This window comes from Vibrio hibernica, from assembly GCF_015223435.1.
Taxonomy (GTDB): Bacteria; Pseudomonadota; Gammaproteobacteria; order Enterobacterales; family Vibrionaceae; genus Vibrio; species Vibrio hibernica.
This window is the reverse complement of record NZ_VHKO01000026.1, coordinates 1-25,762: the sequence shown is the minus strand read 5'-3', so window position 1 is coordinate 25,762 and position 25,762 is coordinate 1. Positions and strand designations below refer to the sequence as shown.

22 protein-coding genes and 1 pseudogene are annotated in these 25,762 nt (G+C 40.1%); 16 read left to right on the top strand and 7 right to left on the bottom strand.

Annotation, left to right across the window (positions count from 1 at the left end):
- The first annotated feature begins 66 nt into the window (after positions 1 to 66).
- The 4 genes from lon to FH976_RS10360 all read left to right on the top strand — a co-directional run bounded on the left by lon (position 67) and on the right by FH976_RS10360 (position 5,495).
- Positions 67 to 2,418 (top strand): endopeptidase La, encoded by a 2,352-nt coding sequence (lon, locus tag FH976_RS10375; RefSeq protein ID WP_194090781.1) that lies wholly within the window; start codon positions 67 to 69, stop codon positions 2,416 to 2,418.
- 212 nt (positions 2,419 to 2,630) lie between these two features.
- A complete protein-coding gene (locus tag FH976_RS10370) occupies positions 2,631 to 2,906 on the top strand; it encodes an HU family DNA-binding protein (protein WP_190329835.1) in 276 nt (91 codons plus the stop codon).
- 181 nt (positions 2,907 to 3,087) lie between these two features.
- Positions 3,088 to 4,950: a peptidylprolyl isomerase gene (ppiD, locus tag FH976_RS10365; RefSeq protein ID WP_194090780.1), complete on the top strand. Its 1,863-nt coding sequence runs from the start codon at positions 3,088 to 3,090 to the stop codon at positions 4,948 to 4,950.
- Positions 4,951 to 5,198: 248 nt separating this feature from the next.
- Positions 5,199 to 5,495 carry a ComEA family DNA-binding protein gene (locus FH976_RS10360; RefSeq protein ID WP_194090779.1) on the top strand — a complete coding sequence of 99 codons (297 nt, stop codon included), beginning with the start codon at positions 5,199 to 5,201 and terminating at the stop codon, positions 5,493 to 5,495.
- A gap of 126 nt (positions 5,496 to 5,621) precedes the next feature.
- On the opposite strand, the gene rrtA is transcribed toward FH976_RS10360, so the two are convergent.
- Positions 5,622 to 6,152, bottom strand: coding sequence for a rhombosortase (gene rrtA, locus FH976_RS10355; RefSeq protein WP_194090778.1), 531 nt, complete (start codon positions 6,150 to 6,152; stop codon positions 5,622 to 5,624).
- 44 nt (positions 6,153 to 6,196) lie between these two features.
- On the opposite strand from rrtA, the gene FH976_RS10350 reads away from it, so the two are divergent.
- Positions 6,197 to 6,874, top strand: coding sequence for a tRNA-uridine aminocarboxypropyltransferase (locus FH976_RS10350; protein ID WP_194090777.1), 678 nt, complete (start codon positions 6,197 to 6,199; stop codon positions 6,872 to 6,874).
- A gap of 5 nt (positions 6,875 to 6,879) precedes the next feature.
- On the opposite strand, the gene FH976_RS10345 is transcribed toward FH976_RS10350, so the two are convergent.
- From FH976_RS10345 to FH976_RS10335, 3 genes are all read right to left on the bottom strand, one after another.
- Positions 6,880 to 8,208: an anti-phage deoxyguanosine triphosphatase gene (locus FH976_RS10345; protein ID WP_194090794.1), complete on the bottom strand. Its 1,329-nt coding sequence runs from the start codon at positions 8,206 to 8,208 to the stop codon at positions 6,880 to 6,882.
- 100 nt (positions 8,209 to 8,308) lie between these two features.
- Positions 8,309 to 8,935 carry a 5'-deoxynucleotidase gene (gene yfbR, locus FH976_RS10340; RefSeq protein WP_194090776.1) on the bottom strand — a complete coding sequence of 209 codons (627 nt, stop codon included), beginning with the start codon at positions 8,933 to 8,935 and terminating at the stop codon, positions 8,309 to 8,311.
- 95 nt (positions 8,936 to 9,030) lie between these two features.
- Positions 9,031 to 10,245, bottom strand: coding sequence for a pyridoxal phosphate-dependent aminotransferase (locus tag FH976_RS10335; RefSeq protein WP_194090775.1), 1,215 nt, complete (start codon positions 10,243 to 10,245; stop codon positions 9,031 to 9,033).
- A gap of 317 nt (positions 10,246 to 10,562) precedes the next feature.
- Between FH976_RS10335 and FH976_RS10330 the strand changes: the two genes are divergently transcribed.
- From FH976_RS10330 to FH976_RS10305, 6 genes are all read left to right on the top strand, one after another.
- Entirely contained in the window at positions 10,563 to 11,870 is a 1,308-nt protein-coding gene (locus FH976_RS10330) for an isochorismate synthase (protein ID WP_194090774.1), read from the top strand.
- Positions 11,867 to 13,705, top strand: coding sequence for a 2-succinyl-5-enolpyruvyl-6-hydroxy-3-cyclohexene-1-carboxylic-acid synthase (menD, locus tag FH976_RS10325; RefSeq protein WP_194090773.1), 1,839 nt, complete (start codon positions 11,867 to 11,869; stop codon positions 13,703 to 13,705). Before FH976_RS10330 ends, menD begins: the two co-directional genes overlap by 4 nt.
- Complete coding sequence (menH, locus tag FH976_RS10320; protein ID WP_194090772.1) at positions 13,695 to 14,507, top strand: 2-succinyl-6-hydroxy-2,4-cyclohexadiene-1-carboxylate synthase; 813 nt, start codon at positions 13,695 to 13,697, stop codon at positions 14,505 to 14,507. The genes menD and menH overlap by 11 nt, the downstream gene beginning before the upstream one ends.
- Before the next feature lie 133 nt (positions 14,508 to 14,640).
- Positions 14,641 to 15,672 (top strand): o-succinylbenzoate synthase, encoded by a 1,032-nt coding sequence (menC, locus tag FH976_RS10315; RefSeq protein WP_194090793.1) that lies wholly within the window; start codon positions 14,641 to 14,643, stop codon positions 15,670 to 15,672.
- Between the two features lie 54 nt (positions 15,673 to 15,726).
- Entirely contained in the window at positions 15,727 to 17,199 is a 1,473-nt protein-coding gene (gene menE, locus FH976_RS10310) for an o-succinylbenzoate--CoA ligase (protein ID WP_228767405.1), read from the top strand.
- 119 nt (positions 17,200 to 17,318) lie between these two features.
- Positions 17,319 to 17,498 (top strand): hypothetical protein, encoded by a 180-nt coding sequence (locus FH976_RS10305; RefSeq protein ID WP_194090771.1) that lies wholly within the window; start codon positions 17,319 to 17,321, stop codon positions 17,496 to 17,498.
- A gap of 32 nt (positions 17,499 to 17,530) precedes the next feature.
- Here FH976_RS10305 and FH976_RS10300 read toward each other — a convergent pair whose 3' ends face one another.
- The 3 genes and pseudogenes from FH976_RS10300 to FH976_RS10290 all read right to left on the bottom strand — a co-directional run bounded on the left by FH976_RS10300 (position 17,531) and on the right by FH976_RS10290 (position 20,493).
- A complete protein-coding gene (locus FH976_RS10300; RefSeq protein WP_194090770.1) occupies positions 17,531 to 18,463 on the bottom strand; it encodes a YeiH family protein in 933 nt (310 codons plus the stop codon).
- Positions 18,464 to 18,607: 144 nt separating this feature from the next.
- A pseudogene (locus FH976_RS10295) lies at positions 18,608 to 19,864 on the bottom strand (MFS transporter); the annotation flags it as partial.
- 35 nt (positions 19,865 to 19,899) lie between these two features.
- Positions 19,900 to 20,493 carry a TetR/AcrR family transcriptional regulator gene (locus tag FH976_RS10290; protein ID WP_194090768.1) on the bottom strand — a complete coding sequence of 198 codons (594 nt, stop codon included), beginning with the start codon at positions 20,491 to 20,493 and terminating at the stop codon, positions 19,900 to 19,902.
- Positions 20,494 to 20,676: 183 nt separating this feature from the next.
- Between FH976_RS10290 and FH976_RS10285 the strand changes: the two genes are divergently transcribed.
- The 5 genes from FH976_RS10285 to efeB all read left to right on the top strand — a co-directional run bounded on the left by FH976_RS10285 (position 20,677) and on the right by efeB (position 25,751).
- The gene (locus tag FH976_RS10285) at positions 20,677 to 21,558 is read left to right on the top strand and encodes a Tim44 domain-containing protein (protein WP_194090767.1); all 882 of its coding nucleotides are present in this window, start codon (positions 20,677 to 20,679) and stop codon (positions 21,556 to 21,558) included.
- A 240-nt stretch (positions 21,559 to 21,798) separates the two neighbouring features.
- A complete protein-coding gene (gene efeU, locus FH976_RS10280) occupies positions 21,799 to 22,638 on the top strand; it encodes an iron uptake transporter permease EfeU (RefSeq protein ID WP_194090766.1) in 840 nt (279 codons plus the stop codon).
- A gap of 1 nt (position 22,639) precedes the next feature.
- Complete coding sequence (gene efeO, locus FH976_RS10275) at positions 22,640 to 23,461, top strand: iron uptake system protein EfeO (protein WP_194090765.1); 822 nt, start codon at positions 22,640 to 22,642, stop codon at positions 23,459 to 23,461.
- A gap of 26 nt (positions 23,462 to 23,487) precedes the next feature.
- Positions 23,488 to 24,429 (top strand): cupredoxin domain-containing protein, encoded by a 942-nt coding sequence (locus FH976_RS16060; RefSeq protein WP_324187426.1) that lies wholly within the window; start codon positions 23,488 to 23,490, stop codon positions 24,427 to 24,429.
- A 2-nt stretch (positions 24,430 to 24,431) separates the two neighbouring features.
- Positions 24,432 to 25,751 (top strand): iron uptake transporter deferrochelatase/peroxidase subunit, encoded by a 1,320-nt coding sequence (efeB, locus tag FH976_RS10265; protein WP_194090764.1) that lies wholly within the window; start codon positions 24,432 to 24,434, stop codon positions 25,749 to 25,751.
- The last annotated feature ends 11 nt before the right edge of the window (positions 25,752 to 25,762 follow it).

Here is a 25,762-nt window from a genome sequence, read left to right as displayed (position 1 = left end):
AGCCCCCATATATCTTTCATTAGTGTAAAAAACTTAATTTAGTACCAACGGAATAGAGAGAATTATATGAACTTGGAGCGTTCCGAGCGTATCGAGATTCCCGTATTGCCTTTACGAGATGTCGTGGTTTACCCCCATATGGTTATCCCATTGTTTGTGGGTCGAGAAAAATCGATTCAGTGCCTTGAAGCCGCAATGGAAAATGATAAGCAAGTTTTATTAGTTGCGCAAAAAGAAGCGGAAACTGATGAGCCGTGTATCGATGACTTATTTAAAACCGGTACTGTTGCTACTATTTTACAATTATTGAAACTGCCAGATGGGACAGTGAAAGTATTAGTGGAAGGGCAGCAACGAGCGAAAGTACATGCTTTTATTGAGCATGAATTTTTCATGGCTGACGCTGAGTTTTTACCAACGCCTGAAGTTGATGAGCGCGAACAAGAAGTGATCGTTCGCACAGCTATTAACCAATTTGAAGGTTTTGTTAAGCTAAATAGTAAAATTCCACCTGAAGTTCTGACCTCGCTAAATGGTATTGATGAGGCAGCGCGACTTGCCGATACAATCGCAGCTCACATGCCGCTTAAATTGAATGATAAACAGCGAGTGCTTGAAATTTCAGATGTAGTTGAGCGATTGGAATTCCTCATGGGTATGATGGAATCTGAGATCGATATATTGCAAGTTGAAAAGCGTATCCGTGGCCGCGTTAAGAAGCAAATGGAGAAGTCTCAGCGAGAGTATTATTTGAATGAGCAAATGAAAGCCATTCAAAAAGAACTCGGTGATATGGATGATGCGCCTGATGAGTTTGAAGCTTTGCAGAAGAAGATTACAGACGCCAAAATGCCAAAAGAAGCTCGTGAGAAAACTGAGCAAGAACTCCAAAAATTAAAAATGATGTCACCAATGTCTGCGGAAGCGACGGTGGTGCGTAGTTATATTGATTGGATGGTTGGTGTGCCTTGGGCCAAACGATCCAAGGTGAAAAAAGATTTAGCGAAAGCGGAAGCGGTACTAAATGAAGACCATTATGGCTTGGAGCGTGTTAAAGAACGTATTTTGGAATATTTAGCCGTTCAAAATCGAATTAATAAATTAAAAGGACCAATTTTATGTTTGGTTGGTCCTCCTGGTGTGGGTAAAACCTCGCTGGGCCGTTCTATTGCTGCGGCAACAGGCCGACAATACACACGTATGGCTTTAGGTGGTGTGCGTGATGAAGCTGAAATCAGAGGTCATCGTCGTACTTATATTGGTTCTATGCCGGGTAAATTAATTCAGAAAATGTCTAAAGTGGGTGTGAAAAATCCATTATTCCTACTGGATGAAATTGATAAAATGGCGTCTGACATGCGTGGTGATCCATCATCAGCCTTGCTTGAAGTTCTTGACCCTGAACAAAATAATACGTTTAACGATCATTATCTCGATGTGGATTACGATTTGTCAGATGTTATGTTTGTGGCAACCTCAAACTCAATGAATATTCCGGGTCCATTATTGGATCGAATGGAAGTGATCCGTCTTTCTGGTTATACCGAAGATGAAAAACTGAATATTGCCAAGAAACATTTAACGGATAAACAAATTGAGCGTAATGGGCTAAAGCCTCATGAAATCACCATTGAAGATTCCGCTATTGTTGGGATTATCCGTTATTACACGCGTGAAGCTGGTGTTCGTAGTTTGGAACGTGAGATTTCTAAGATTTGTCGCAAGGCTGTCAAGAATATTTTGCTAGATAAAGACTTGAAATCAGTCACCGTCAATATGGATAACTTAAAAGACTATCTTGGTGTACAGCGCTGTGATTATGGTAAAGCAGATGATAGTAATCGTGTTGGTCAAGTCACTGGCCTTGCATGGACAGAAGTGGGGGGCGATTTATTAACAATCGAGACTCAATCTATGCCGGGTAAAGGTAAGCTTACCTATACAGGGTCACTAGGCGATGTGATGCAAGAGTCCATTCAAGCCGCAATGACGGTCGTGCGCTCTCGCGCAGAGAAATTAGGTATTAATCCTGATTTTTATGAAAAGCGTGATATTCATGTTCATGTTCCGGAAGGTGCAACGCCAAAAGATGGACCTAGTGCAGGTATTGGCATGTGTACGGCTCTTGTATCCAGTTTGACTGGCAATCCAGTGCGAGCCGACGTTGCTATGACAGGTGAAATTACTTTACGAGGTGAAGTGTTACCAATCGGTGGTTTGAAAGAAAAATTGCTAGCGGCGCATCGTGGTGGCATAAAAATGGTACTTATTCCTAAAGAGAATGAACGTGATCTTGAAGAAATTCCAGCGAACGTCATCGCTGACTTAGTCGTGAAACCAGTGCAGTGGCTAGATGAAGTTTTGGCTTTAGCACTCGTAAATGACCCTACTGGTTGTGTGATTGGTATCACAAAGTAGTGATATTAAACAAATTTAGCTAAAAGTTTGACACTGACAGGTCGGAAAGTACTTGTCAGCGTTTTTTTTCAAGGCTAAGTTAGGTCTTTATAGACCTGAGCCGCCTAGTCATAAAGACTTAAAGTAATAAAGGTTCAGTCTAAATATTGCAATTTCATTTTATGGAACGAAACACTGCTTATATTTGTAAGTAGCAAAGAGAGGAACAACAAGTGAATAAGACTCAATTAGTAGAAAAAATTGCTGGTGACGCAGATATTTCTAAGGCAGCCGCTGGCCGTGCATTAGACGCATTTATTGAAGCAGTAACAGAAACATTGAAATCAGAAGATCAAGTTGCACTCGTAGGCTTTGGTACTTTCAGTGTACGTACTCGTGCCGCTCGCACAGGTCGTAACCCAAAAACGGGTGAAGAGATTCAAATTTCTGAAGCTAAAGTACCTGCGTTTAAAGCTGGTAAAGCACTAAAAGATGCTTGCAACGCATAATTAGTTTTATTTAAGGATAATTTAGGTTGGGTTTTTTCGAATTACCTCAATCTTTCACTATCAAAAGGCGCATCTTACTGGTGCGCTTTTCTTTTTCTGATATTATCGAATGTAATATTTTTCATTTTGTCAGTGTGGTATTCATGCTGATATCAGTCAGTATCTAGAGAGCAATCAGACTATGATGGATCGACTACGCGAAGGCGTAAATGGCATCGCAATTAAAATTATCTTAGGGTTAATTATCCTTTCATTTGTATTTGCTGGTGTAAGCAGTTATTTAGTCACTGGCGGTAGCAATGTTGCCGCGAAAGTGGGTCATACAGAAATTGACCGTGGATCATTTGAGCAAGCTTATCAAAATCAGCGTAATCAAATGCAATCACAAATGGGCGATTATTTTTCTCAAATGATGGGTGATCCTCAGTACGTTCAATCATTTCGTAAAAGCGTCTTAGACCAAATGATCAACGATGTCTTGTTACAGCAGTATGCTGAGTCATTGAACTTGCGTATCAGTGATAAACAAGTGCGCGATTTGATTTTGACGATGCCTCAATTCCAAAAAGATGGGAAATTTGATCAAGATAGCTATGCTGCAACATTACGTCGTGCTGGCTTCTCTGCGGACAGTTTTGCTGAGTATTTACGTAAAGATTTATTGCGTAACCAAGTTGTAACCGCGTTACAAGGAAGTGAGTTCGTTCTTCCAACTGAAGTTAGTATCCAGAGTAAACTGATTACTCAACAGCGTGAGATTCAATCACTGGTACTGAATGTGGCTGATTTTTCTAAAAAGGCTAATGTTTCTGAAGATGAAATTAAAGCTTATTACTCAGACCATCAAGATACTTATACTCGCCCAGAGCAAATGAAAGTGTCTTACCTTGAACTGTCAGCTGAGCAGTTAAAAAAATCTATTAAGATCACGGATAAAGAAGCAGAAAAATACTATCATGCGCATTTAGATAAGTTTTCATCTAAAGGCCAGCGTAAGGTTGCACATATTTTAATTAAAGATGATAAAGCGAAAGCCGAGTCTATTTTAGCTAAATTAAAAGGCGGTGCTGATTTTGCTACGCTTGCTCAAGAAAATTCAGAAGACATCGGTAGTGCAAAATCTGGTGGTGATTTGGGTTGGATTGAAAAAGGTGTAATGGATCCTGAGTTTGAGAAAGCTGTTTTTGATTTGAAAGAAAAAGGCGATGTTTCTGAAATCGTTAAATCTGATTTTGGCTATCATATTATTGAGCTTGAAAATGTAAAACAAGCACAAGCTAAACCATACTCAGAAGTCGTGGCTAGCATTAAATCTGATTTATTAGATGAAAAGGCCGTTGACCAATTCTACAAATTGCAAACCAAACTTGAGTCCGTAGCATTTGAATCGCCAGATTCATTGAATGAGTCGGCGAAAGCGATTAACGGAACTGTACAAAAAACCGATTATATTTCGACTGATAATGCACCTGAAATTTTACAATCTCAAAGTGTAGCAAAAGCATTAGAAAGTGCGGATGTTAAACAAGATGGTTTGAACTCTGAAGTATTAGAAGTAGCACCTGAACATGTTGTAGTTGTCCACGTTGATAATGTACGCAAAGAAATGGTTCTGCCACTTGAAGAAGTGCACGCTGAAGTTAAACAAAGCGTTGCGAAAACAAAGGGTGAACAAGATGCGTTAGCGGCGGCCAAAAAAATGGTCGAAGCACTTCAAGGTGGGGATGAATCAGTTTTAGCTGCGCATAATGTTAGCTTTGGTGATACGGAGATGATTGATCGTCGCTCACCTCTTGCCGCAAGCGTTTATGCGATGCCACATCCTAATGATGATAAACCCGTTTATGGTCAGTCTCGTGATCAACAAGGTAACATTGTCGTGGTTAAGTTGAATAAAGTAACTAGTGACGATAATGGTCAATATGCACAGCAAATTGGTGGTCAATTATTGAAACTGAATAACCAACAAGATATTACGGCGATTATTGCTGGATTGCGCGAGAATACGTCTATTGAATATAATGGATTGAAAGAAGAGCAATAGCTTGCAGAGTTTGTAATGTGAATACTCAATAAGTAATGAAAGGCTGCTCTATGCAGCCTTTTTGCTTATTAGCGATTAGCCACCAGTTCTGATTACCACTTCCAATATGTTCTATGTGAGTTGTAATTATTACCTTGGTTAATTACTTATTGTTATGTGGTCACTCTCAAGTCCATATTTGAGACAAAATTACATTGTTGATTGGTTTAGCCTGACGCTTCAATTTTTTAAAGGGAAAGAGTTAGTCTATGCGAATTTTATCAAGTTTATGTTTATTGTTTATCACAACCTTAATGCCAGCAGGGATGGCAATTGCTGAAAATGCGGATGTACAGCATGAAGGTATCGTCATTACCGTGAATATTAATACCGCTGATGCGACTGAAATTGCGACAATGCTCAAAGGTATCAGTGATAAAAAAGCGCAAGATATTATTAGTTACCGAAAAGAACACGGTAAGTTTAAAGATATTGAATCATTAAAACAGGTTAAAGGGATTGGCCAAGCCATCATTGATAAAAACAAAGATCGTATTCAACTTTAGCTTATCTTTCTCATCGAGATTTTTATTGTGAGTTTTTAATCCATATGAAAGTTTGTATATAAGCTTCTCTGTACAATTACAGGCGTGGATAGATAAAATGATGAGATACTTTTAAATGAGATGCACTTAACGGGTACGCTTAAGTGCATTTTTCCATAATTTCTTAGTGGAAAAGAAGGCGAGAATGATTCCAGTGGCGGCTCCGAATAAATGAGCATTAATTGCGACAATTGCCCCAATCCACTGCTCACTGCCCGTTGGTGACCCTAATAACTGCTCCCAAAGTATTTTGACGATTAATCCAATTGTCAAAATTAAACTTGATTTATTACCTCCCCGCCATTCTTTCACGGCATAGAAGCCAAATAGGCCGTGTAGCACTCCAGAAAAGCCCACATAGACTTGGGTTGGAGTTGTGAGTAATAGCAGACCAATGGATGCAGAAAGAAGCATGACAAGCCAGATAAAGGTTTGAGAATGAAATTCTGAGCGGAATATAGAGGTTATCAACCATAAACCAACTAGATTCATGCTTAAGTGATAGATATTGGTATGAGTGAAATTTCCTGTTACGATCCGCCATATTTGCCCAGATGCAATTAAGTCATTATCCCATTGCATCCAAACTTGCAATAAAGGGACCTGAAATATAGCCATGACGGCACTTATGATAACCAGTGTACGGAACAAATAACGTCCTTATGTCTCGATATTGCCTAAAATGTAGTAAAGCGAAGCTTGCTTGTATTTGCCAGTGGATCACCTCTATCTCGAATGAGACTGAAATCGTGATCTTGCAACATCCATCTGAATCTACACGCCCGATGGGAACGGCTAAGATTTTAGCATTAAGCTTAAGTAATTGTGTGTGTTTTGTTGGTGAAGACTTTAGCCAGCATACTGACCTTAATGCATTGTTAGCTGACATGGATGTAGAATCTGCGGTTTTGTATCCAGGTTCTGAAAGCATAGAGATTGGTGACTGGCTTCAATATAGTTTACCGCAAAAGAATATAAGACACCCTAGTGCTGAGATAATACAAGCGGCAACTCAACCTAAGCTGGTTCATGTAACGAAATCAAAAAAGCGTCTAATTCTACTCGATGGGACTTGGAAGAAAGCATATAAAATTTGGCATCTTTCCACTAACCTTCATGACCTCGCTAGAGTTCAATTACCAGAAAACCTTGAAGGTAATTATCGCATTCGTAAAGCGCCGTCCACTCAACATCTTTCTACTGTTGAAGCTGGGTACTATGGCTTACAATTAATAGAACCTTCTGTGGATTTCACTCCGCTGATACACACTTTCGAGCAAATGGTGGATTTTCATATCTCTCAAATGCCCGAAGGTGTGTTTGATAAAAATTATAAATAAGTTTATCAAATCGCTGAAAATAATTGCTGATGCATTCGCTGTGCGTAACCATCGGTCATCGCTGAAATGTAATCGGCTAGAACTCGAATGCCACCCTGGTGATCATTTTCGGCTTGTCGCCATTTTTCCTTCGTTGCATTTGGTAATAACCGCATTGGATCGGCATTTAATGCTTCGAAAATATCCATAATAATTTGTTGCCCTTTATATTCAAATTGCTGAACTTCTGGGGCATAAATGACATTTTGAAAAACAAATTGCTTAAACACTTCTAGCGCACCAGCAACGGGTGCATCCATATAAGCGTTGATGTTGAGTAAGGGGGTATCAAAAGGTTGATCAGAATTAACGGTATCGAGATTAATACTGGTGAGTAAGGCGTTGACGATTCCCCCAATCGCATCTTTACGATGATGATGTTTACCTGAAAATAATTTTTCGCTTAAGGTATCGATATTTTTCTCAAACCATTCATCACCGCACTCGGCTAATTGACTGGCCGCACCTTCCTGCCATTGTTTACGAGAGATCATATTTAATACGATGGCATCTTCTAAATCGTGCACACCATAAGCAATATCATCGGCGAGTTCCATGATGGAACAATCTAAGGATTTAAAGCGAGTTTTATGATGAGCATAAGGGGTACTGTTTTCACCTTCTGGATTTAAAACTATTGGACGTAGAGTCGAAAGCGCAGCTTGATCGCTAAGAGATAGTGGTTCAAGCACCCATTTTAAAAATGCTTGATCAATGTCGTAAATCCCTTTTGCTGGCAACCAGTCATTAGCTTTGAGTTGTCGTGGCGTTGCGACATCAGGCGGGCGAATCGACGACTGTACTTGGCTAATTAATGCAGGATACTTCAGTAAGCCTAATAAAGTACGACGAGCAAGATTCATCCCATTTTTTTCAGTATAAGGTTCGAGTTGACTGACAATTCGGAAGGTTTGTGCATTACCTTCAAATCCACCATGGTGACGCAGCATATAATTAAGCGCGACTTCACCACCATGACCAAAAGGAGGGTGGCCAATATCATGTGCCAAACACAGTGTCTCGATCAAACTAGAGTCGGGTAATATTTCTGAATATTGAGGTTGTTTACGTCTTATTTGCTCTAAAATGCCAGTACCTATTTGAGACACTTCTAAGGAGTGTGTGAGGCGAGTGCGATAGAAATCATTATGTCCGGTACTATGTACTTGAGTTTTGGCTTGTAAGCGACGAAAAGCAGCAGAGTGAAGAACTCGAGCTCGATCGCGTTGAAATACATCACGGTGATCATTTCGTCTTAATTTCTGCTCGTTATTCATGCGAGCTTGCCAGATCATGCTATTAGAGATATCGATCGATGCAGTATTGACGGATGTATTAGATGGTTTGGATACAGAAGGTGGTTTAGACATACTTTCCCTCATTAAAGGTTTTTAATTAACTTATCTCATCTAAGGTTAGCTCAAAGCTTGGTGCAAAAACGGTTAAAAAATAACGCATTTCAGGCGTCTCACGTTCTTTTAGGGTCAGTAATAAGCGTGCTTTAGCTTGTTCAAATTCATGGTTACCAACCGAAAGTTCCTCTAGGCATTTTAAATAAGCGCATAAGCTATCGGCTTGTTTCACTAGCGCTTGCTCTTCAGGATGGATGGAATCACTAATTAAAAAAGGAGCGAAATCTTCTTGTAGTTCTTCAGGCAGCATCGAAACCAATCTTTTTTCTGCTTCTAATTCAATTTTCTTATATTCTTTCGCAATTTCGGGATTGTGGTATTTCACTGGTGTCGGCAAGTCGCCGGTTAATACTTCACTTGTATCGTGATACATGCCGAGCAAGGCAATTCGTTCAGGATTTACCTTACCGCCAAATTTTTTATTTTTTATGATCGCCAGAGCATGACCCACAAAGGCGACTTGTAAGCTATGTTCGGAAATATTTTCGGCTGAGATTGAACGCATTAATGGCCAACGTTGGATAAGCTTCATCCGTGCAAGGTGGGCAAAGAAATGACTTGGTTGATCTGATGTTGAAAGCTGGGCATGGAGTTTAGATTCGGTATTCATACGGCCTCTTGCTATTGTCGATGCTTGAGAAGATATAGATGCTTGAGAAGAATACAAAACAGGCTTCAGTTTAAAAGCTGAAGCCTGAGGCATAATTATTGAGAGTAGGTTGACAAGAACCGTTCGAAACGTCCGATCGCGATTTCTAAATCTTCTACATACGGTAAAGTGACAATGCGGAAGTGATCGGGTTGCTTCCAGTTAAAGCCAGTACCTTGAACCAGAAGCACTTTTTCTTGAATTAAGAAATCAAGCACCATTTTGGCATCATCTTTGATTTTGTATTTTTTAGTGTCGATTTTTGGAAATAAATACATCGCACCTTTCGGTTTTACACAAGTAATACCCGGGATCTGTGTGATCAGTTCATACGCTTTATTTCGTTGTTCCAATAAGCGTCCACCAGGTAGGAGTAATTCATTAATACTTTGGTAACCGCCTAGCGCCGTTTGAATCGCGTGTTGCATTGGTACGTTGGCACATAGTCGCATTGACGCGAGCATATCCAGGCCATCCACATAGCCTTTTGCTAAATGTTTAGGGCCGGTTAAGAACATCCAGCCACCACGGAAGCCACAAACACGATAAGCTTTAGACAAACCATTGAAGGTTGCCATTAAAACATCGTCGGCTAGTGTAGCAATTGAAGTGTGAGTTGCGCCGTCATAGAGAACTTTATCGTAAATTTCATCAGCAAAAATAATCAGCCCATGCTGGCGTGCAATCTCAACCACTTGTACCAAAAAGTCTCGGCTGTATACCGCACCAGTTGGGTTGTTGGGATTTATCAGTACAATACCACGAGTGTTTGGTGTGATTTTTTTCTTAATATCGTCTAAATCTGGATACCAATCGGAAGATTCATCACAAATATAATGAACCGGTTTTCCACCTGCGAGTGATGCGGCAGCTGTCCATAATGGATAATCTGGCGCGGGGATTAATATCTCGTCACCATTATTTAGTAAGGCTTGCAGTGACATTACGATCAGCTCTGAAGCGCCATTACCAATATAGACATCTTCAACTTCTAAATCACGTAACCCTAATTTTTGATAATGCTGTACGACCGCTTTACGCGCAGAATAAATACCTTTGGAGTCACAATAACCTTGAGAGGTAGGCAGGTTACGAATTACATCAACTAAGATTTCATCAGGGGCAGCAAAACCAAATGGGGCGGGGTTGCCAATATTGAGTTTTAATATTTTTTGCCCTTCTTCTTCCATGCGTTTGGCATGTTTTAAGATTGGACCTCGAATGTCGTAACAAACATTATCGAGTTTTGATGACATCTCGATGTTTTTCATGGCAGCTCTCAGGTGGTGAAAAAATAGTGTGATTTAAGTTACACTATTTTTTAGGCGCAAACCACTGAAAATGCAGGCAGAGATAGCAAAATGAGTAGTATTTTTATCTGAATGATTATTGGCCTTAAAACCGAAAGGAAACGCAGTCTTAATGATTTATTTATTGATATCAGCTGATTGTTTGATTTGAGACAACTGAATACTTAAATTGTGACCTAATTAGATCCAAAATCGCTGTCATATCAAGTGGCTAACCATTAGAATAATTAAAAATTAGTTTAAGCTTTAAAGTAGTGAAAATAGAGTGAGAGGTTGGCTTGTCTGAATTGCATCGAGTGATTTTATCTTTAATTGAGCGAGTAGAAAGCGAACCAGTACTGGAGGGAACCCGCCTGAGTGAAGTGGTTACTATACCCAGTGATTTTAGTGGTATTGATTGGCTAGAAGCCCAGCCTTTATTTCCTAAGTTTTATTGGCAATCTCGTGATAGTCGCGAAGAAGTTGTCGTGTTGGATCAATTGCATTCATTTACCGATCCTCTCGCTGCGTATACTATTTTAGGTGAGAATCAAAGAGTATGGGGTGGTAAAGCTTTCGACCATGAGCAATCGAAGACTCAGCGCCAGTCATGTTACTTCTTCCTACCTATTATTGAATTGAGTCGACAGGATGAAATCTGGACTCTAAACGTTAATTTATCGAACGATCCACAACGAATCTTACATGCTCTATATCAATTAAAAATGGATTATAGCGAGATCCCGCCACTACAGACTCAAATTGGCACCATTCATTACTCTCCTCAATTTAACGAATGGCAGCATATCGTCAATAAAGCACTAACGGCTATAAATCACGATGAATTTGAAAAAGTAGTCTTAGCTCGAAAAACACGAGTCGAGTTACCAGCCCCCATTAGAGCTTCTCATCTTTTAAAAGCAAGTCGGGCAATTAACCACAATAGTTTTCATTTTTTATTATCATTTTCTGACCATCATGGTTTTACCGGATCGACACCAGAGCGCTTGTACAGTCGCATTGACGATATGTTAGAAACGGAGGCATTAGCAGGTACGGTTGGACGTAGCGATAATCCTGATGACGATGCGCGCTTGTCACAATGGCTATTATCGGATGATAAGAATTTACGTGAAAATCAAATTGTGGTGGATGATATTGTTCAATGTTTAGCGCCTCATACTGAAAGTATTGATGTTCAAACTGATGTGCAGTTGATTCGACTCAGAAAAGTTCAACATCTTATTCGGCGTATTCATGCCAGACTTAAATTAGGAATTAAAGGAATACATTTACTTTCGGCTTTGCAGCCTACCGCCGCCATGGCTGGGTTGCCGAGAGAAGATGCAATTCAATTTATTCGAATGAATGAGCCATTTACTCGAGGCTGGTATAGTGGCTCTGTCGGCTACTTTGGGCATGAAAAAGCCGAGTTTTGTGTTGCGATTCGCAGTGCGTTGATCAATGACAATACCGTGAAGCTTTACGCTGGGGCAGGAATTGTCACTGGTTCTGAAGCTAAATATGAATGGCAGGAGCTTAATCGTAAAACGGCGACGTTACTGAGTCTTATTTCTGAACATAATGATAATGAGGAGCCCGCGTGAGTCAGGCTGGAATCAACCGTATTTGGGCGCAAGCTATTTTAGACGTTTTGGCTAGCCATGATGTTAAGCACATTTGTATTGCGCCGGGATCGCGTTCTACGCCATTAAGCCTAGAAGCCTTAGAGCTTGCGCAGCGTCGTGGGGTCACCATTCATACTCATTTTGATGAACGAGGTCTGGCTTTTCTGGCTTTAGGCCTTGCAAAATCAGCGCAAGCCAAAGATTCTCCACAACGTGTGGCGGTCATTGTTACATCTGGAACGGCCGTTGCAAACTTATTACCCGCGGTAGCTGAAACGGGGCTGACTGGAGAGGCATTGGTTTTATTGACAGCAGATAGACCGGAAGATCTTATTGGCGTTGGGGCAAATCAAGCGATTCAGCAACAAGGTATTTTTTCTTCTCATGTTGTCAAAAGTATCCATTTGCCAAGCCCAAGTATTGAATCATCATTGGCTGACTGTTTAGGTGAAATTCAATCAGGTTTGAATTTACAAATGCAATACGGTGGCGCTTTACATATTAACTGCCCCTATCCTGAACCGCTTTATATACAATCTGAGCAAGAGAAATCTCAATATTTACCTTATTTGAAAAAATCCTTATTGGATGCCGAGTTTAATTCAAACCAATGCACGCCCATGAATCAAGTCAATGATGGCGTTAAGAGCATTCGCATTGCTGAAGTTGAGAATGAAAGGCAACAAACCTTATTAAATCAACTTAGCCGGAAAAAGGGTGTGATTGTTATCGGTAAAGTTCCTTTTGGACAAGCTTGTTATGCTCGGAAATTAGCTCAACAGTTAGGCTGGCCTTTATTGAGTGACCCACAAAGCGGGATAACCAGTCATTGGGCTCATTATGATCTCTGGCTGCAGCATGAAAGTTATCAAAAACGGTTATCTCAAGCGGATTGTATTTTACAGTTTGGCGCTCGTTTCGTATCTAAACGCTTAGGTTTTTGGATCCGCTCGATGGCAAACCATGATACTTGTCCTTATTGGGTATTTGATCCCTCGAACAGTGTTCTAAACTCCGATCATCTGCCACAATTACGAACCGTTGCTTCAGTGGAAGATTCGGTGCGATTATTAGAAAGCGCAATACAAGGTCAGCGTTGTGAAACCTATGGTTGGGGAGATGATATACAAGCGGCGGCTTTTGTAGTCCAGCATGCGGCGTTAAAGTTAACCGCTCAAGATGAAGTCGTTGATACTGGAATTGTTGATAAGGGGCTGACTGAATGCCAGCTTGCTCTACAGTTGGGTCAGATTCTATCGCGGCTAAATTCAGCTGATTTATTCATTGGTAACAGTTTGATTGTCCGTCTTGTCGACATGCTCAGTGCGATACCGGATACATCGGTTTATACTAATCGAGGTGCTTCTGGTATTGATGGGCTTATTGCTACTTCTGCTGGTGTGCAACGAGGCAATCAACAAGCGATGTTAACTCTCATTGGTGATATGTCATTATTGTATGATCTGAATTCTTTAGCGCTGTTATCTCATGTTTCTAAGCCACATGTGGTGATTGTAACTAATAATGATGGCGGGGCGATTTTTGATCTATTACCCGTTCCAGATGCACAAAAACAGACTCTTTATCAAATGCCACACGGCTATCAGTTTGAGTTTTCAGCAAAACAATTTGGCTTAGATTACGCGCAACCGACACAGTTCAGTCAGTGTTTAGATAGCATACAAAATTATGTGGAACGTTTTAGTCAAGGCGATACACAGGCAGCTTTAGTCATTGAAGTGGTAACAGCACCAGAGCAAGCATCCACCCAAATTCAAACCATTGTACAGGCGGTAAAAGATCATGTTGTATAGCCAAGTAGTCGATAAATCAAATGAAGTGGATTCAGTTCAGCCGATTCCGGTTTTTTTGCATGGGTTTTTAGGATCAACGCTAGATTGGCAAGAGTGTTTGTCTTATCTAAAAATACCTCAGTCGATCCAAGTTGACTTGCCTTGCCATGGAATGAGTAAGTATTGTGAAGTCATTGATTTTGATGCAGCTTGCCAACAAATTCAGCTTACCGTATTAGCGCAATTGAAAAAGCGTAATTTAGCGTTGAACTCCTCGCTAGTTCTGGTTGGTTATTCTTTAGGTGCTCGTATTGGCATGTACGCGATTGCTAAAAAAGCATTACCTGAATTGAACGTGAAAGCGGCTATTTTTGAAGGCGGAAGTTTTGGTTTTCAAAATGAAGAGGATAGGCTTTTACGTTGGGAAGGCGATAAACATTGGTCAAAGCGTTTTGCTACCGAAGCCATTGATGAAGTGTTATATGATTGGTATCAGCAGGGTGTATTTTCTTCTCTAACCGAAGATCAGCGTGAAGATTTAGTTGAGGTCAGAAGTGATAATTTAGGGTCTCAATTAGGATGTATGTTGCGTGCTACCTCGTTATCTAAGCAGCCTTATTTATTGGATGATTTAAAAGCGCAGCCCCTTCCTTTATTGTATTTATATGGTGAGCATGATGAAAAATTTAAATCGGTAGCGGAGCAAAGTGGTCTGAATACTAAGGAAGTGATCAATGCCGGTCATAATGCGCATAATGAACAACCGCAGCAATATGCCCAATTGGTTGATGATTTTATCCAGTCACTTGGTTTTAAAAAATAAGCGATAAGATTTGTTGTTCTCTATATCCAAGTAAGAGGCATATATATTTGAGTAAGGCGTGTGATGATAATTACATGCCTTTTTACTTTCTATTTATTGATTCTATTTAACATGGTTTCTTATGATGCAAACAATTCGTCAAGCCACTCTTTATCGCTATAAACTGCCAATGGACAGCGGTGTGATCGTTCGTCAGCAACGTTTATCTCAACGTGATGGTTTAATTATTGAGCTGACTGAAAAGGGTCGTACTGTTTATGGTGAGATTGCGCCATTACCTAGTTTTAGTTTGGAGTCGGTTGATCAGGCACAAGATCAGTTATTACCATTATTGGAAATATGGCAATCCTCTGGGCAATGGCCTGAATTTAATAGTTTATTCCCTTCGGTTGCATTTGGGTTATCTATCGCTCAGCTAGAACTGTCTGGCGGATTACCAGCGCAAGGACAATATCTTGCGGCGCCATTATGTACGGGTGATCCAGACGAATTACTGCCTGTATTTGAAAAAATGACGGTAGATCCACTTTTATCAAAACAGCAGCAAGCGCAACAAAAAGTGGCGAAAGTGAAAGTCGGTTTATACGAACCTATTCGTGATGGCATGTTGGTGAATTTATTTTTAGAATCGATTCCCGATCTCTTTCTACGTCTAGATGCGAACCGTAGTTGGTCATTGGAAAAGGCATTGAAATTTGCCCACTATATCGATCCAGAGCTACGTGCTCGAATTGCTTTTTTAGAAGAGCCTTGTCAAACCTTCGAGCAGAGCCTGCAATTTTCACAACAAACTGGTATTAATATCGCTTGGGATGAAACCGTGCAAGAGCAAGCAACACAAGCTGATTTTAGCTTTGAGAATTTATGCCATGCTGGCGTGGATACTATTGTGATTAAACCTACCTTAATTGGTTCTATTGCTCGTTGTTTTCAATTAATTGAACTGGCAGCACAGCATGATATACAAGTAGTGATTAGTTCAAGTTTAGAATCTACGATTGGATTAACACAACTTGCCCGTTTAGCTGCATGGAAAACGCCGCAACAATTGCCAGGTTTAGATACATTGCAATTATTTCAAGTTCAACTGCAAGTTCCTTGGCCGGAAAGTACGTTGCCCGTTGTCTCACTGCTGCAGCAAGAACAAGTCTGGACGAGTGCCTAGTCGATGTGTATTAAGATCTTAGAATTTAGATGTTAATAGACATGTTTTTATATCATGCACGATAAATTGAGTAACAAAACGATGGATCTGATTCAGCATTGGTGCCAAAAAACGACTCAGAACAAGCAACCCCAGTCAGATAAAGCAATTGCATTGATAACGCCACAAGGTTGCTATACTTGGCCTCAGTTGGATCTTTTCGTTCAAAATATGGCAGAGCAATTAGCCCTGCAGGGTGTCGTGCAATCAAGTGTGGTTGCCGCGATTGGGAAAAATCACCATGACTTGGTGATCCTTTACCTAGCTTGTTTACGACTTGGTGCGCTGTGCGCATTAATACCGCCTCAATCACGAGATCTCATTCAGCAAAAATTATCGATCATTCAGGTACAATTTATATGGCTAGGAGAAGGTTGTTCCGCTCTTGATGCATCGATGCTATCTGGATCTCTACTTCGTTTTTTAAAATCAAACGTCTCCATTCATTCAAGCTCGGCTCATTTAGAGTCAATGAATTTTACTCATTACAAGAACAGCAATCTTGCCAGCATTGTTTTTACTTCAGGCTCAACCGGTGTCCCTAAAGCTGTGGTGCATTCGGCAAGTCAGCATTTAGCAAGTGCGAAGGGCTTAACCTCGGAATTTGAGTTTACCTCTAAAGATTCATGGCTATTAAGTTTGCCTATGTACCATGTCTCAGGATTGTCGATTATTTGGCGTTGGCTTAATCAAGGTGCGCAATTAGTTATTGGCACTGGTCAGTTATCGCAAGATATTCAACTTGTTACGCATGCCTCTTTAGTCCCTGTTCAGCTACAGAATTTATTAGCTGAAGGGAAACCAAGTTCACTTAAACGGGTGTTATTGGGGGGGGCACATATTCCTTTACCGTTAACAGAAACAGCGATAAAGCAAGGGATTGAATGTTGGGTTGGATATGGGATGACAGAGACTGCCTCAAACGTGATTGCCAAAAAATGCGATGGTTCAGCGACCTCTGGTCATGTATTACCTCATCGGAAAGTAAAAATTGAAGATGGCCGCATCTATGTGGCGGGTGAAACATTAGCAGTTGGGTACTTGTCTTATGGCAAGATCACACCTTTAGTGACAGGTGCTCAGCCTTGGTTTGATACTAAAGATTTGGGTATGAAGCATGAGGTTGCAGGTGGTTTAATGGAAATTGAAGTGCTAGGTAGATCCGATAATTTATTTATTTCGGGTGGTGAGAATATTCACTGTGAGGAAATTGAAGCGGCGCTTGCTAAGCATCCCGATATCCAACAAGTATTGGTTATTCCTATCGTTAATCAGCAATATGGTCATCGTCCTGTCGCATTTTTACAAACTAATAAATTATTACAAGGCTCAGATTATCAAACTTTCTTGCAGCCTTATTTGGATAAGTTTAAGTGTCCAGATATTTATTATTTATTGCCTGAGGATTTACTTTCTACTGGGATTAAAATTTCTCGTGCTGATCTTAAAGATTATTATGCTCAGCATCTGCAAAATAAAATGACCTAAATTAAAAATTGAAAACTAATGGTTATGAATTAGTCCAAAACTGAATTTATTCATTTACCAATGCTTACTCCATACTTAACGCCATTGAAATTGCATAATTAACTTTCAAAGGATGGGGTATGAAGACGACATTGATAGTGGCGATATTTGCGCTAATTGCAATATCGATTTATTCAGAAGGGATAGTTTCTGCTCTTGCAGAGTTCATAGCGTTCGCATTGGTTGTTGTTGCAGCATTTAAATATCAACGAGCAAAGAAAGCATTAAAACATGAGACTCAATATGAACCCCATGTTTAGATGTGCTGTTAAACAATACTGGTTGGGAATGATTATTGAATGTGAGTTAGGATCCAAGTTAACGAACTTACTGAAATAATGATCCACAAAACCACACCAAATATCATCGGTTTAGGACCAGTATCTTTTAGTTTTTGAATCGAAATACCACAACCTATTAAGAATAAACATAGTACTAAAGTCTGTTTAGCAAAATCATAAATAGCATGATAAACGTGACTAAATTGTGGCACTTGATCACTGAACACAATGGCGGCGCAATAAAATAGGATAAAGAATGGAATGGTGATTTTCTTGCTGTCATTCTTAAACATTAATGCACTAATGAATGCGACAGGAACAATCCATAACGCGCGTGCTAATTTTAATGTTGTAGCGATTTGTAGAGATTGCTCCCCATAGGCTTGCGCCGCTCCGACAACCGAAGAGGTATCGTGAATGGCAATGGCAGCCCAAGTACCAAATTGAGTCTGACTTAAACCCAATGCATGCCCAATAACAGGGAATAAGAATAATGCGATTGAGTTTAATACGTAGACGACCGCTAAAGACATGGCCACAGGCTGATCTTTTGCGTTAATTGCAGGAGCAACCGCTGCAATCGCACTCCCGCCACAAATTGCTGTACCTGACGCAATTAAGTGCCCAGTTTCTCTTTCTAATCCCATACGCTTAGCCAATAAAGTACCGATGATCAAGGTGCTGAAAATAGTACTTACGATGATACCGAAACCATTTTCTGTGGCGGTAATTGCCTGTTGAATATTGATACCAAAACCTAAACCAACGATAGAGTAAGCCAGTAATTTTTTAGTGAGCTTAGTTAAAGGGATAGTGTGGGGAACAAACCCAAAAGAGGTTAATAGGAAACCGATGATGAGCGCGATAGGTGAGTCGACCCATGGCGTAAAACACATCAGTGCCGCAAAAGTGAAAAGACCATATTGGCGTAGGTAGTAAGTCATAAAAAACCTATTATAAGGAAGTAAAAGAGAGTTTGATCATACCTAATTTTAACGAACAGTTAAGTTTAATATATTTAACATTACGTTTAGTTATTCTAAACGAAGTAATGATTCGTGCTCTTAGATCAAGCCACTTTAATGTTTAATCTTTCTATATATAAGCAAGATAACCAATGCATTAAACAGGGCTAGTAGTTCGAAGAAGTTTGGGATCGACAGATGAAGAAGACTCAAACATATAATGCTAATAACAGCACTTCCCACCATAAATATTGCGTTATAAATATTATTAGCAGCTATGACTTGGGCTCGTTGATGGGGTTGTGCTAGAACTTGCATCTGAGTATATAAAGGCACAATAAATAGACCGCCAGAAACCCCTAGACCGAATAAACTTGCAAAGACCAACCATAGTGATGGATTACTTATAAATTCCCATAAGGAGTTAGATGGGGCGATAAATGCAGGGGTTGTGGCGCCAAGTAAGAAGCTAAAGATGGAAATGAGTATTCCACCCCATATGACTAAGCTTAAACGAACTTGCTGGTTGGATAATTTGGCACACAACAGTGAACCTACAGCGATACCGACCGAGAACAATGTTAGTAATAAAGAAACACCGGTTTGGTTGCCAAGTAAATGTACTTTTGTAAAATTAGGAAATTGTGTTAAATAGCAAGCGCCTAGAAACCAGAACCAACTAATAGCTATAATTGATAAATAAATGTGGCTGTCTTGCTTGGCAATGATGAATGTTTGTTTTGTTTGTTTAATAGGCTGCCAGCAAAAATCGTGTTGACTAGATTCTGTGGGTGCGTTTGGAATAAATCGACTAGCCATAAAACCAAGCACTGAAAATAATACGACCATTGTTGCTGCTAGCGTTGTTGCGTGCTCTGATTCGGCAATGAAACCTGCGACAATTGTACCTAATAAAATAGCAAGAAAAGTACCCGTTTCAACTAATGCATTTCCGGAGACTAATTCTTTTTCTTTTAAGTGTTGGGGTAATAATGCGTATTTTACAGGGCCAAAAAATGCAGATTGAGTCCCCATTAAAAAAAGTAGAATTAACAGAGTTAGGTAGCTTTGGTATAAAAACCCGATGACGGCCAGTAGCATAATAATAACCTCTGCCAACTTTATGATACGAATGAGTTTGGATTTTTCATATCTGTCTGCGAGCACCCCAGCGGCGGCAGAAAAGAGGAAAAAAGGCAGAATAAAGAGACCAGCGGCAAGATTGATAAAAGTGTTGGAGGAAACGGGAAGAGTATTGCTGGCAGCGAAAGCGACAAATAATAATAATGTATTTTTGAAAATGTTATCGTTAAATGCACCAAGAAACTGAGTGATAAAATAAGGCAGAAAACGACGTTTAGTTAATAAATCTGATGACATAGTGTTCTGCCTTAATTAATGATATTTAATATATTTTATTCATATGCAGAAAAATAGTTGTCCAAAAAATTTTTAATCAAGGCTTTGCCTTCAAGGTCGGATTGAGTGTAAAACTGTTCTCCAATACTTAGCTCAGTAATGCCGTGTACTGCGCCCCAAATCACTCGACTTGTCATGATTACTTTTTGTGTATTTTGAGTCGGTTCCATCGCGAGAATTTGTTTTTCTAAGATTTGCGTTATGCGATATATCCTTTCTCCCGCATGCAACGGTAACGGGTCGCCATGCATGTTATGCTCAAAAACTAATTGCCAGCGGTGTGGTTGAGCAATCGCAAAGTCATAGTAATATAGAGAAAATGCTTCTAAGGTTTGGCGAGGCGTTAAGTTTTGAGCTTCAATTTCTTCATATTTTTGATAGAGTTCATCGAGGGTTTTCCCAACTACTTCTAGCAGCAGTAGATTATAGCTGCCAAATACATTAATCAGAGTACTAGGAACATAACCAATCATAGTGGCGATCTTTCGTAAACTTAATGAATGATAAGGGCGTGTTTCTAAAAAATCATTCACCTTTTCTAATGTTAACGCAAATAACTCTTCACGAGTGTGATCATTTCTTCTAGCCATGGAAAACCGTAAGTTAAGTCAGTAGTTTAGATGAATGATACGGAGATTGTCAGTGTAAGGTCAAGATGTTATCTGACTATTTTAGTTGGTTTTGCAATATCCTGATACATAGCAGCGGTAGACTCGTGTTAGAGAAGGATTATGATGCTTCTAGATTCTTCAATTTAATAAGAAAGGAATATTATGAAACGTTTTCTTGTCATGATGGTTGCATTGGTGACCGTGACTATGATGTCAGTGCCGAGTGCAGAGGCGAAACGCTTCGGTGGTGGTAAGTCATTTGGTAAAAGCTTTAAAACCGCACCAGCACCTAAACAAAATGTACAAAATACCAATAGCTTAAATAAACAACCAGCGGCTGCGGGTACTAAACGTGGCGGTATGATGGGCGGGATGTTAGGTGGTCTACTGGCTGGTGGTTTATTGGCTTCATTGTTTATGGGTGGCGGTTTTGAAGGTATTCAATTCTTCGATATCTTAATCATGGCTGGTATTGCTTTTGTGGCCTTTAAGTTATTTAGAGGCATGATGGGGGCGAAACAAGGCTCGATGAATAGAGGGCCACAAGCGGCTTATTCTGCTGGAGCGATGAATCGTCAGCAATTTGAGCAACCGAATGTGCAAAATTTTGAACAGCCACAAAATACAGGTGGATTTGGCGCTACTGGGCAATCAGATGTGCCATATAATTTCCCTCCAGGCTTTGATAAAGCGGCTTTTGTTGAAGGATCTCGTGAGCATTACCGAACCTTACAGGGTGCGTGGAACTTTAATCAATTAGAAACCATTGAAGAATATGTGTCGCCGAGCTTATTTGAGCAATTGAAAGAAGAACGTGCACAACTTACGGGTGAACAGCATACTGATGTCATGTATGTGGATACTGAAATTGTGCGCGGCGAATACGATGCATCTAAAGCTCAATTAAGCTTGCAGTTTACTGGTCGCTATCGTGATACGGTTGAAGGTCTTGAAGAGGACATTGATGAGGTTTGGCATTTAGAGCGTGATTTAACAGCTCAAAATGCACCTTGGCTGATTGTCGGAATTCAAACTAACGTTTAGCATAAGCGTTACTTACATTGAAATTAATCTCTTAAAGCCAGCATGATTTTGCTGGTTTTTTTTGTGCCTATAGTTTATGTCATATCCATTCTTACGCGTTCCTACCTATAAATAAGACTCACTATCTTAATCATTTTAATTTGGGTGATTTGTAACAGATATAAATATTATGAAACATATTGACACATATTGGAATATAATTAGAATGATAAGCCTTCTCATTATCGGTAAGTGTTGTGTATGTTTTTTGTTCCCTATTTGATCATGTTGCGAGAAGGGCTTGAAGCCACTCTGATTGTTGTTTTGATTGCCAGCTACCTTAAAAAAACGGGTCAGCAACAGTGGATGAAGTTTGTATGGCTTGGCATTGTTTGTGCCGTTATTTTATGTGCGGGACTTGGGCTAGCAATTGAAGCAGTGAGTGGTGAGTTTCCCCAGCAACAACAAGAATTGTTTGAGGGCATCGTTGCTGCCATCGCTGTTGTTATGCTGACGTATATGGTGTTTTGGATGCAGCACGCTGGCCAACATATTAATCAGCAATTAAAAAATGCCGTTGATGGGGCAATTAATCGAGCTGATGGCCAAGTCAAGGCATTAATTTTAATGGTTTTTTTAGCGGTTTCTCGTGAAGGGTTGGAATCGGTTTTTTTCCTTATTGCCGCTTTTTCACAAGATGTCGGCGTCATGGCGCCATTGGGAGCACTCTGTGGATTAGCCAGTGCAGTTTTACTTGGTTGTTTTTTATATTGGGGCGGTGTTCGTCTGCCTCTTGCCAGCTTTTTCCGCTGGACCGCGTTACTTATCTTATTTGTGGCCGCCGGACTTGCCGCCGGTGCTATTCGTGCTTTCCATGAAGCGGGTATCTGGAATCATTTCCAATCTCTTGCTTTTGATGCGAGCACTATTTTATCGACTCACAGTGTTTTTGGTACCTTGCTTGAAGGGCTATTTGGTTACCAAGAAACACCAACATTGAGTGAAGTATTTACTTATTTCTTATATCTAATACCAGCTTTAGGTTGGTTCTATTTTCGATCGTTCAAGACGGAACCTCTAACTAAACACAGGAATGTTTAATATGAAATCTGCGCTAAATCGTTTTATTTTACACTCATTACTTGCCACTGTTGCGTTGCAAGCTAATGCTGCAACGGATCAATCGGCTCTTGTAGAGCCGATGACAGAATACAAATTGTACGTGATCGATCAAGTCGGACAATTAGTGAAAGATACTGAACTGTTTACGACTGCAGTTGAAAGTGGTGATGTTGAGAAAGCAAAAACCTTATACGCACCTGCGCGAGTTCATTATGAAAGAATTGAACCGGTAGCCGAATTGTTTGCCGATTTAGATGCCAGTATGGATGCCCGTGCAGATGATTATGAAAAAGGTGAGAATGATGAGAAGTTTTCAGGTTTTCACCGTATTGAGCATGCACTTTGGGTGAATAATTCTACCGATGGTATGGATAAATATGCCAAGCAGCTATTAACAGATGTCAAAGATTTGGAAGCACGCTTGACTAAACTCGCTTTTCCGCCAAGCAATGTGGTTGATGGCGCAGCAGCCTTAATTGAAGAAGTCGCAGCGACTAAAATCAGTGGTGAAGAAGACCGTTATAGTCATACCGATCTATGGGATTTCCAAGCTAACGTTGACGGCGCTAAAAAAATTGTTGATTTACTTCGTCCATTATTAGACCAAGAAAATCCGAAGTTGGTCGCTAAAGTGGATAAAAACTTTGCCACTGTGGACGGAATATTGGCTAAATATCGTGTTGGCGATGGTTTTCAATCGTATGAAAAATTATCGGATTCTGACCGTAAGTTATTACAAGGCCCTGTTACTGTGCTGGCAGAAGATTTATCGCAGCTACGTGGAATTTTAGGTTTAAATTAATCATCTCTGATGTTGGGATAGTCGTAATGGAAATGATGTTATCGAACAATGGCCGCAGCTCTAAAGCGGCTATTTTATTACTGCTCTTAGGTGGTATGGGCTTTACCTGTATTCCAGCGCAAGCTGATGAATTACCGCAAGTAAAGGTCTCTGTAACAGATAAACAGTGTCAACCCATGACAATGAATTTACCAGCGGGAAAAACGCAATTCATCATCAAAAATGACAGTATGAGAGCGTTAGAGTGGGAAATTCTAGACGGTGTGATGGTGGTTGCTGAGCGGGAAAATATTGCTCCGGGTTTTTATCAAAAAATGACGGTTAATCTAGAGCCAGGTGAATATCAAACAACGTGTGGTTTATTAACCAATCCAAGAGGAACGTTATCGGTATCTAATCCTTCAGATAAACGTTATCAGATTAAACAAGAAGATATGATCACGGTGGCGGCAGAATATAAATTCTACTTGATTCGTTTAACCCAAAAGCTAAGCCAGTGGGTGGCTCAAGATAAGCCGGTGATCTCCGATGAGATCGCGGATGATTACTATCGTGCTCATTCACTTATGGGAGCATTTAGCGATATAGATAAAACAGATTTACTGGCTGATGGACAAATCACGCGATTAAATACGCAAATTGAACAATGGAAAAAAGTGGCGCGTAGCCAAACATTGACCGCGATAGAGGTATCCACCCAATTACAACAAGTCACAGAACCAAGCTCCCATTCCTCTAAGCCTAGTTCATCAAATCAATTCTCTGTGAATCAATGGCAAGGTGAGCAGGGAAGTATTCAACAATGGATTGATGTTCTATCGCCACTGCTAACTAAAGTGGATGCTAGTTTGTTGAGCCAAGTTCAGCAAGATATGAAGCAATGGCAGCAAGGTAATATTGACCTAGTCCGTAATAAAGTAAATCACGATTTAGTGTTAATTTCACAACATCTCATAGGGGATAAATAATCATGAATTGCCCGTTTCATTCTTTAATCCAACATACCTCGTCTGAAAAATCAATATCGACAGAACCTGAGAGACGAAAATTATTAAAAGGTATGTTGGGGGTAGCAGGAAGTGCATTGGCATTAACGGGTATGGCTCGAGCAGCGGCAGCAGAAAATAGTCATACCGATATCAACACTGAACTAACACCTGCATTTGACAGCGAAAATTATTCACAGGAATTTTATGGACAACATCAAAGCGGTGTCATAACACCACAGCAAGCGAGTTTATCGCTTATTGCCTTTGATGTGATAGCAATGGATAAGGAAAGTTTAGTTGAGCTTTTTAAGACACTGACCGAACGTTGTGAGTTTTTAATGCAGGGTGGGGTTGCACCGCATAAAGATGCACAATATCCACCTTTGGATTCGGGTATATTAGGTCCTAAAATTCATCCAGATAATTTAACCATCACTGTATCGGTAGGGAATTCATTATTTGATGAACGATTCGGTCTTAATGATCAAAAACCAATTCATCTACAAAAAATGGTTGAATTTTCTAATGATGGATTAAAATCAGAATGGTGTCATGGGGATTTATTAATTCAAATTTGTGCTAATAGTCCTGATACCACGATGCATGCTTTGCGAGATATCATTAAACATACTCCTGCTTCACTAGCTGTACGTTGGCGGCGTGATGGTTTTATATCACCATATGTGGCAGCATCAATGGGTAAAAGGACACCAACGAATCTACTTGGTTTTAAAGATGGCACGATAAATCCGACAGGATCTGATACGGCTGCATTAGATAAAATGTTATGGGTGAATTCGAAACAAGAGCCTGAATGGACGATGGGCGGAAGCTATCAAGCCATCCGGTTAATTCGATTTTTTGTAGAGCGTTGGGATAGAACACCATTACAAGAACAAGAAACAATTTTCGGTCGAAATAGAGATAGTGGGGCGCCATTAGGTAAAGTACACGAACGTGATGATCCTGATTATGGTTCCGATCCTTTAGGGAAGCGTGTTCCATTGGATTCACATATGCGTTTAGCTAACCCTAGAACCGATGGATTTGATGAGTTTTTAATTCTGCGTCGTAGTTATAGCTATTCTTACAGCACGAGTCCATCAGGACAATTAGACGTAGGGCTTCTCTTTATTTCTTATCAAGCTGATTTACAAAAAGGCTTTATTGACACACAAAAACGATTGGATGGAGAGCCATTAGAGGAATACATTAAACCTTTTGGAGGCGGGTACTTTTTTGCCTTGCCGGGCGTAAAACCTGGAGAGTATCTAGCTCAATCATTACTACAATCGGTATAAAAATTTAATAG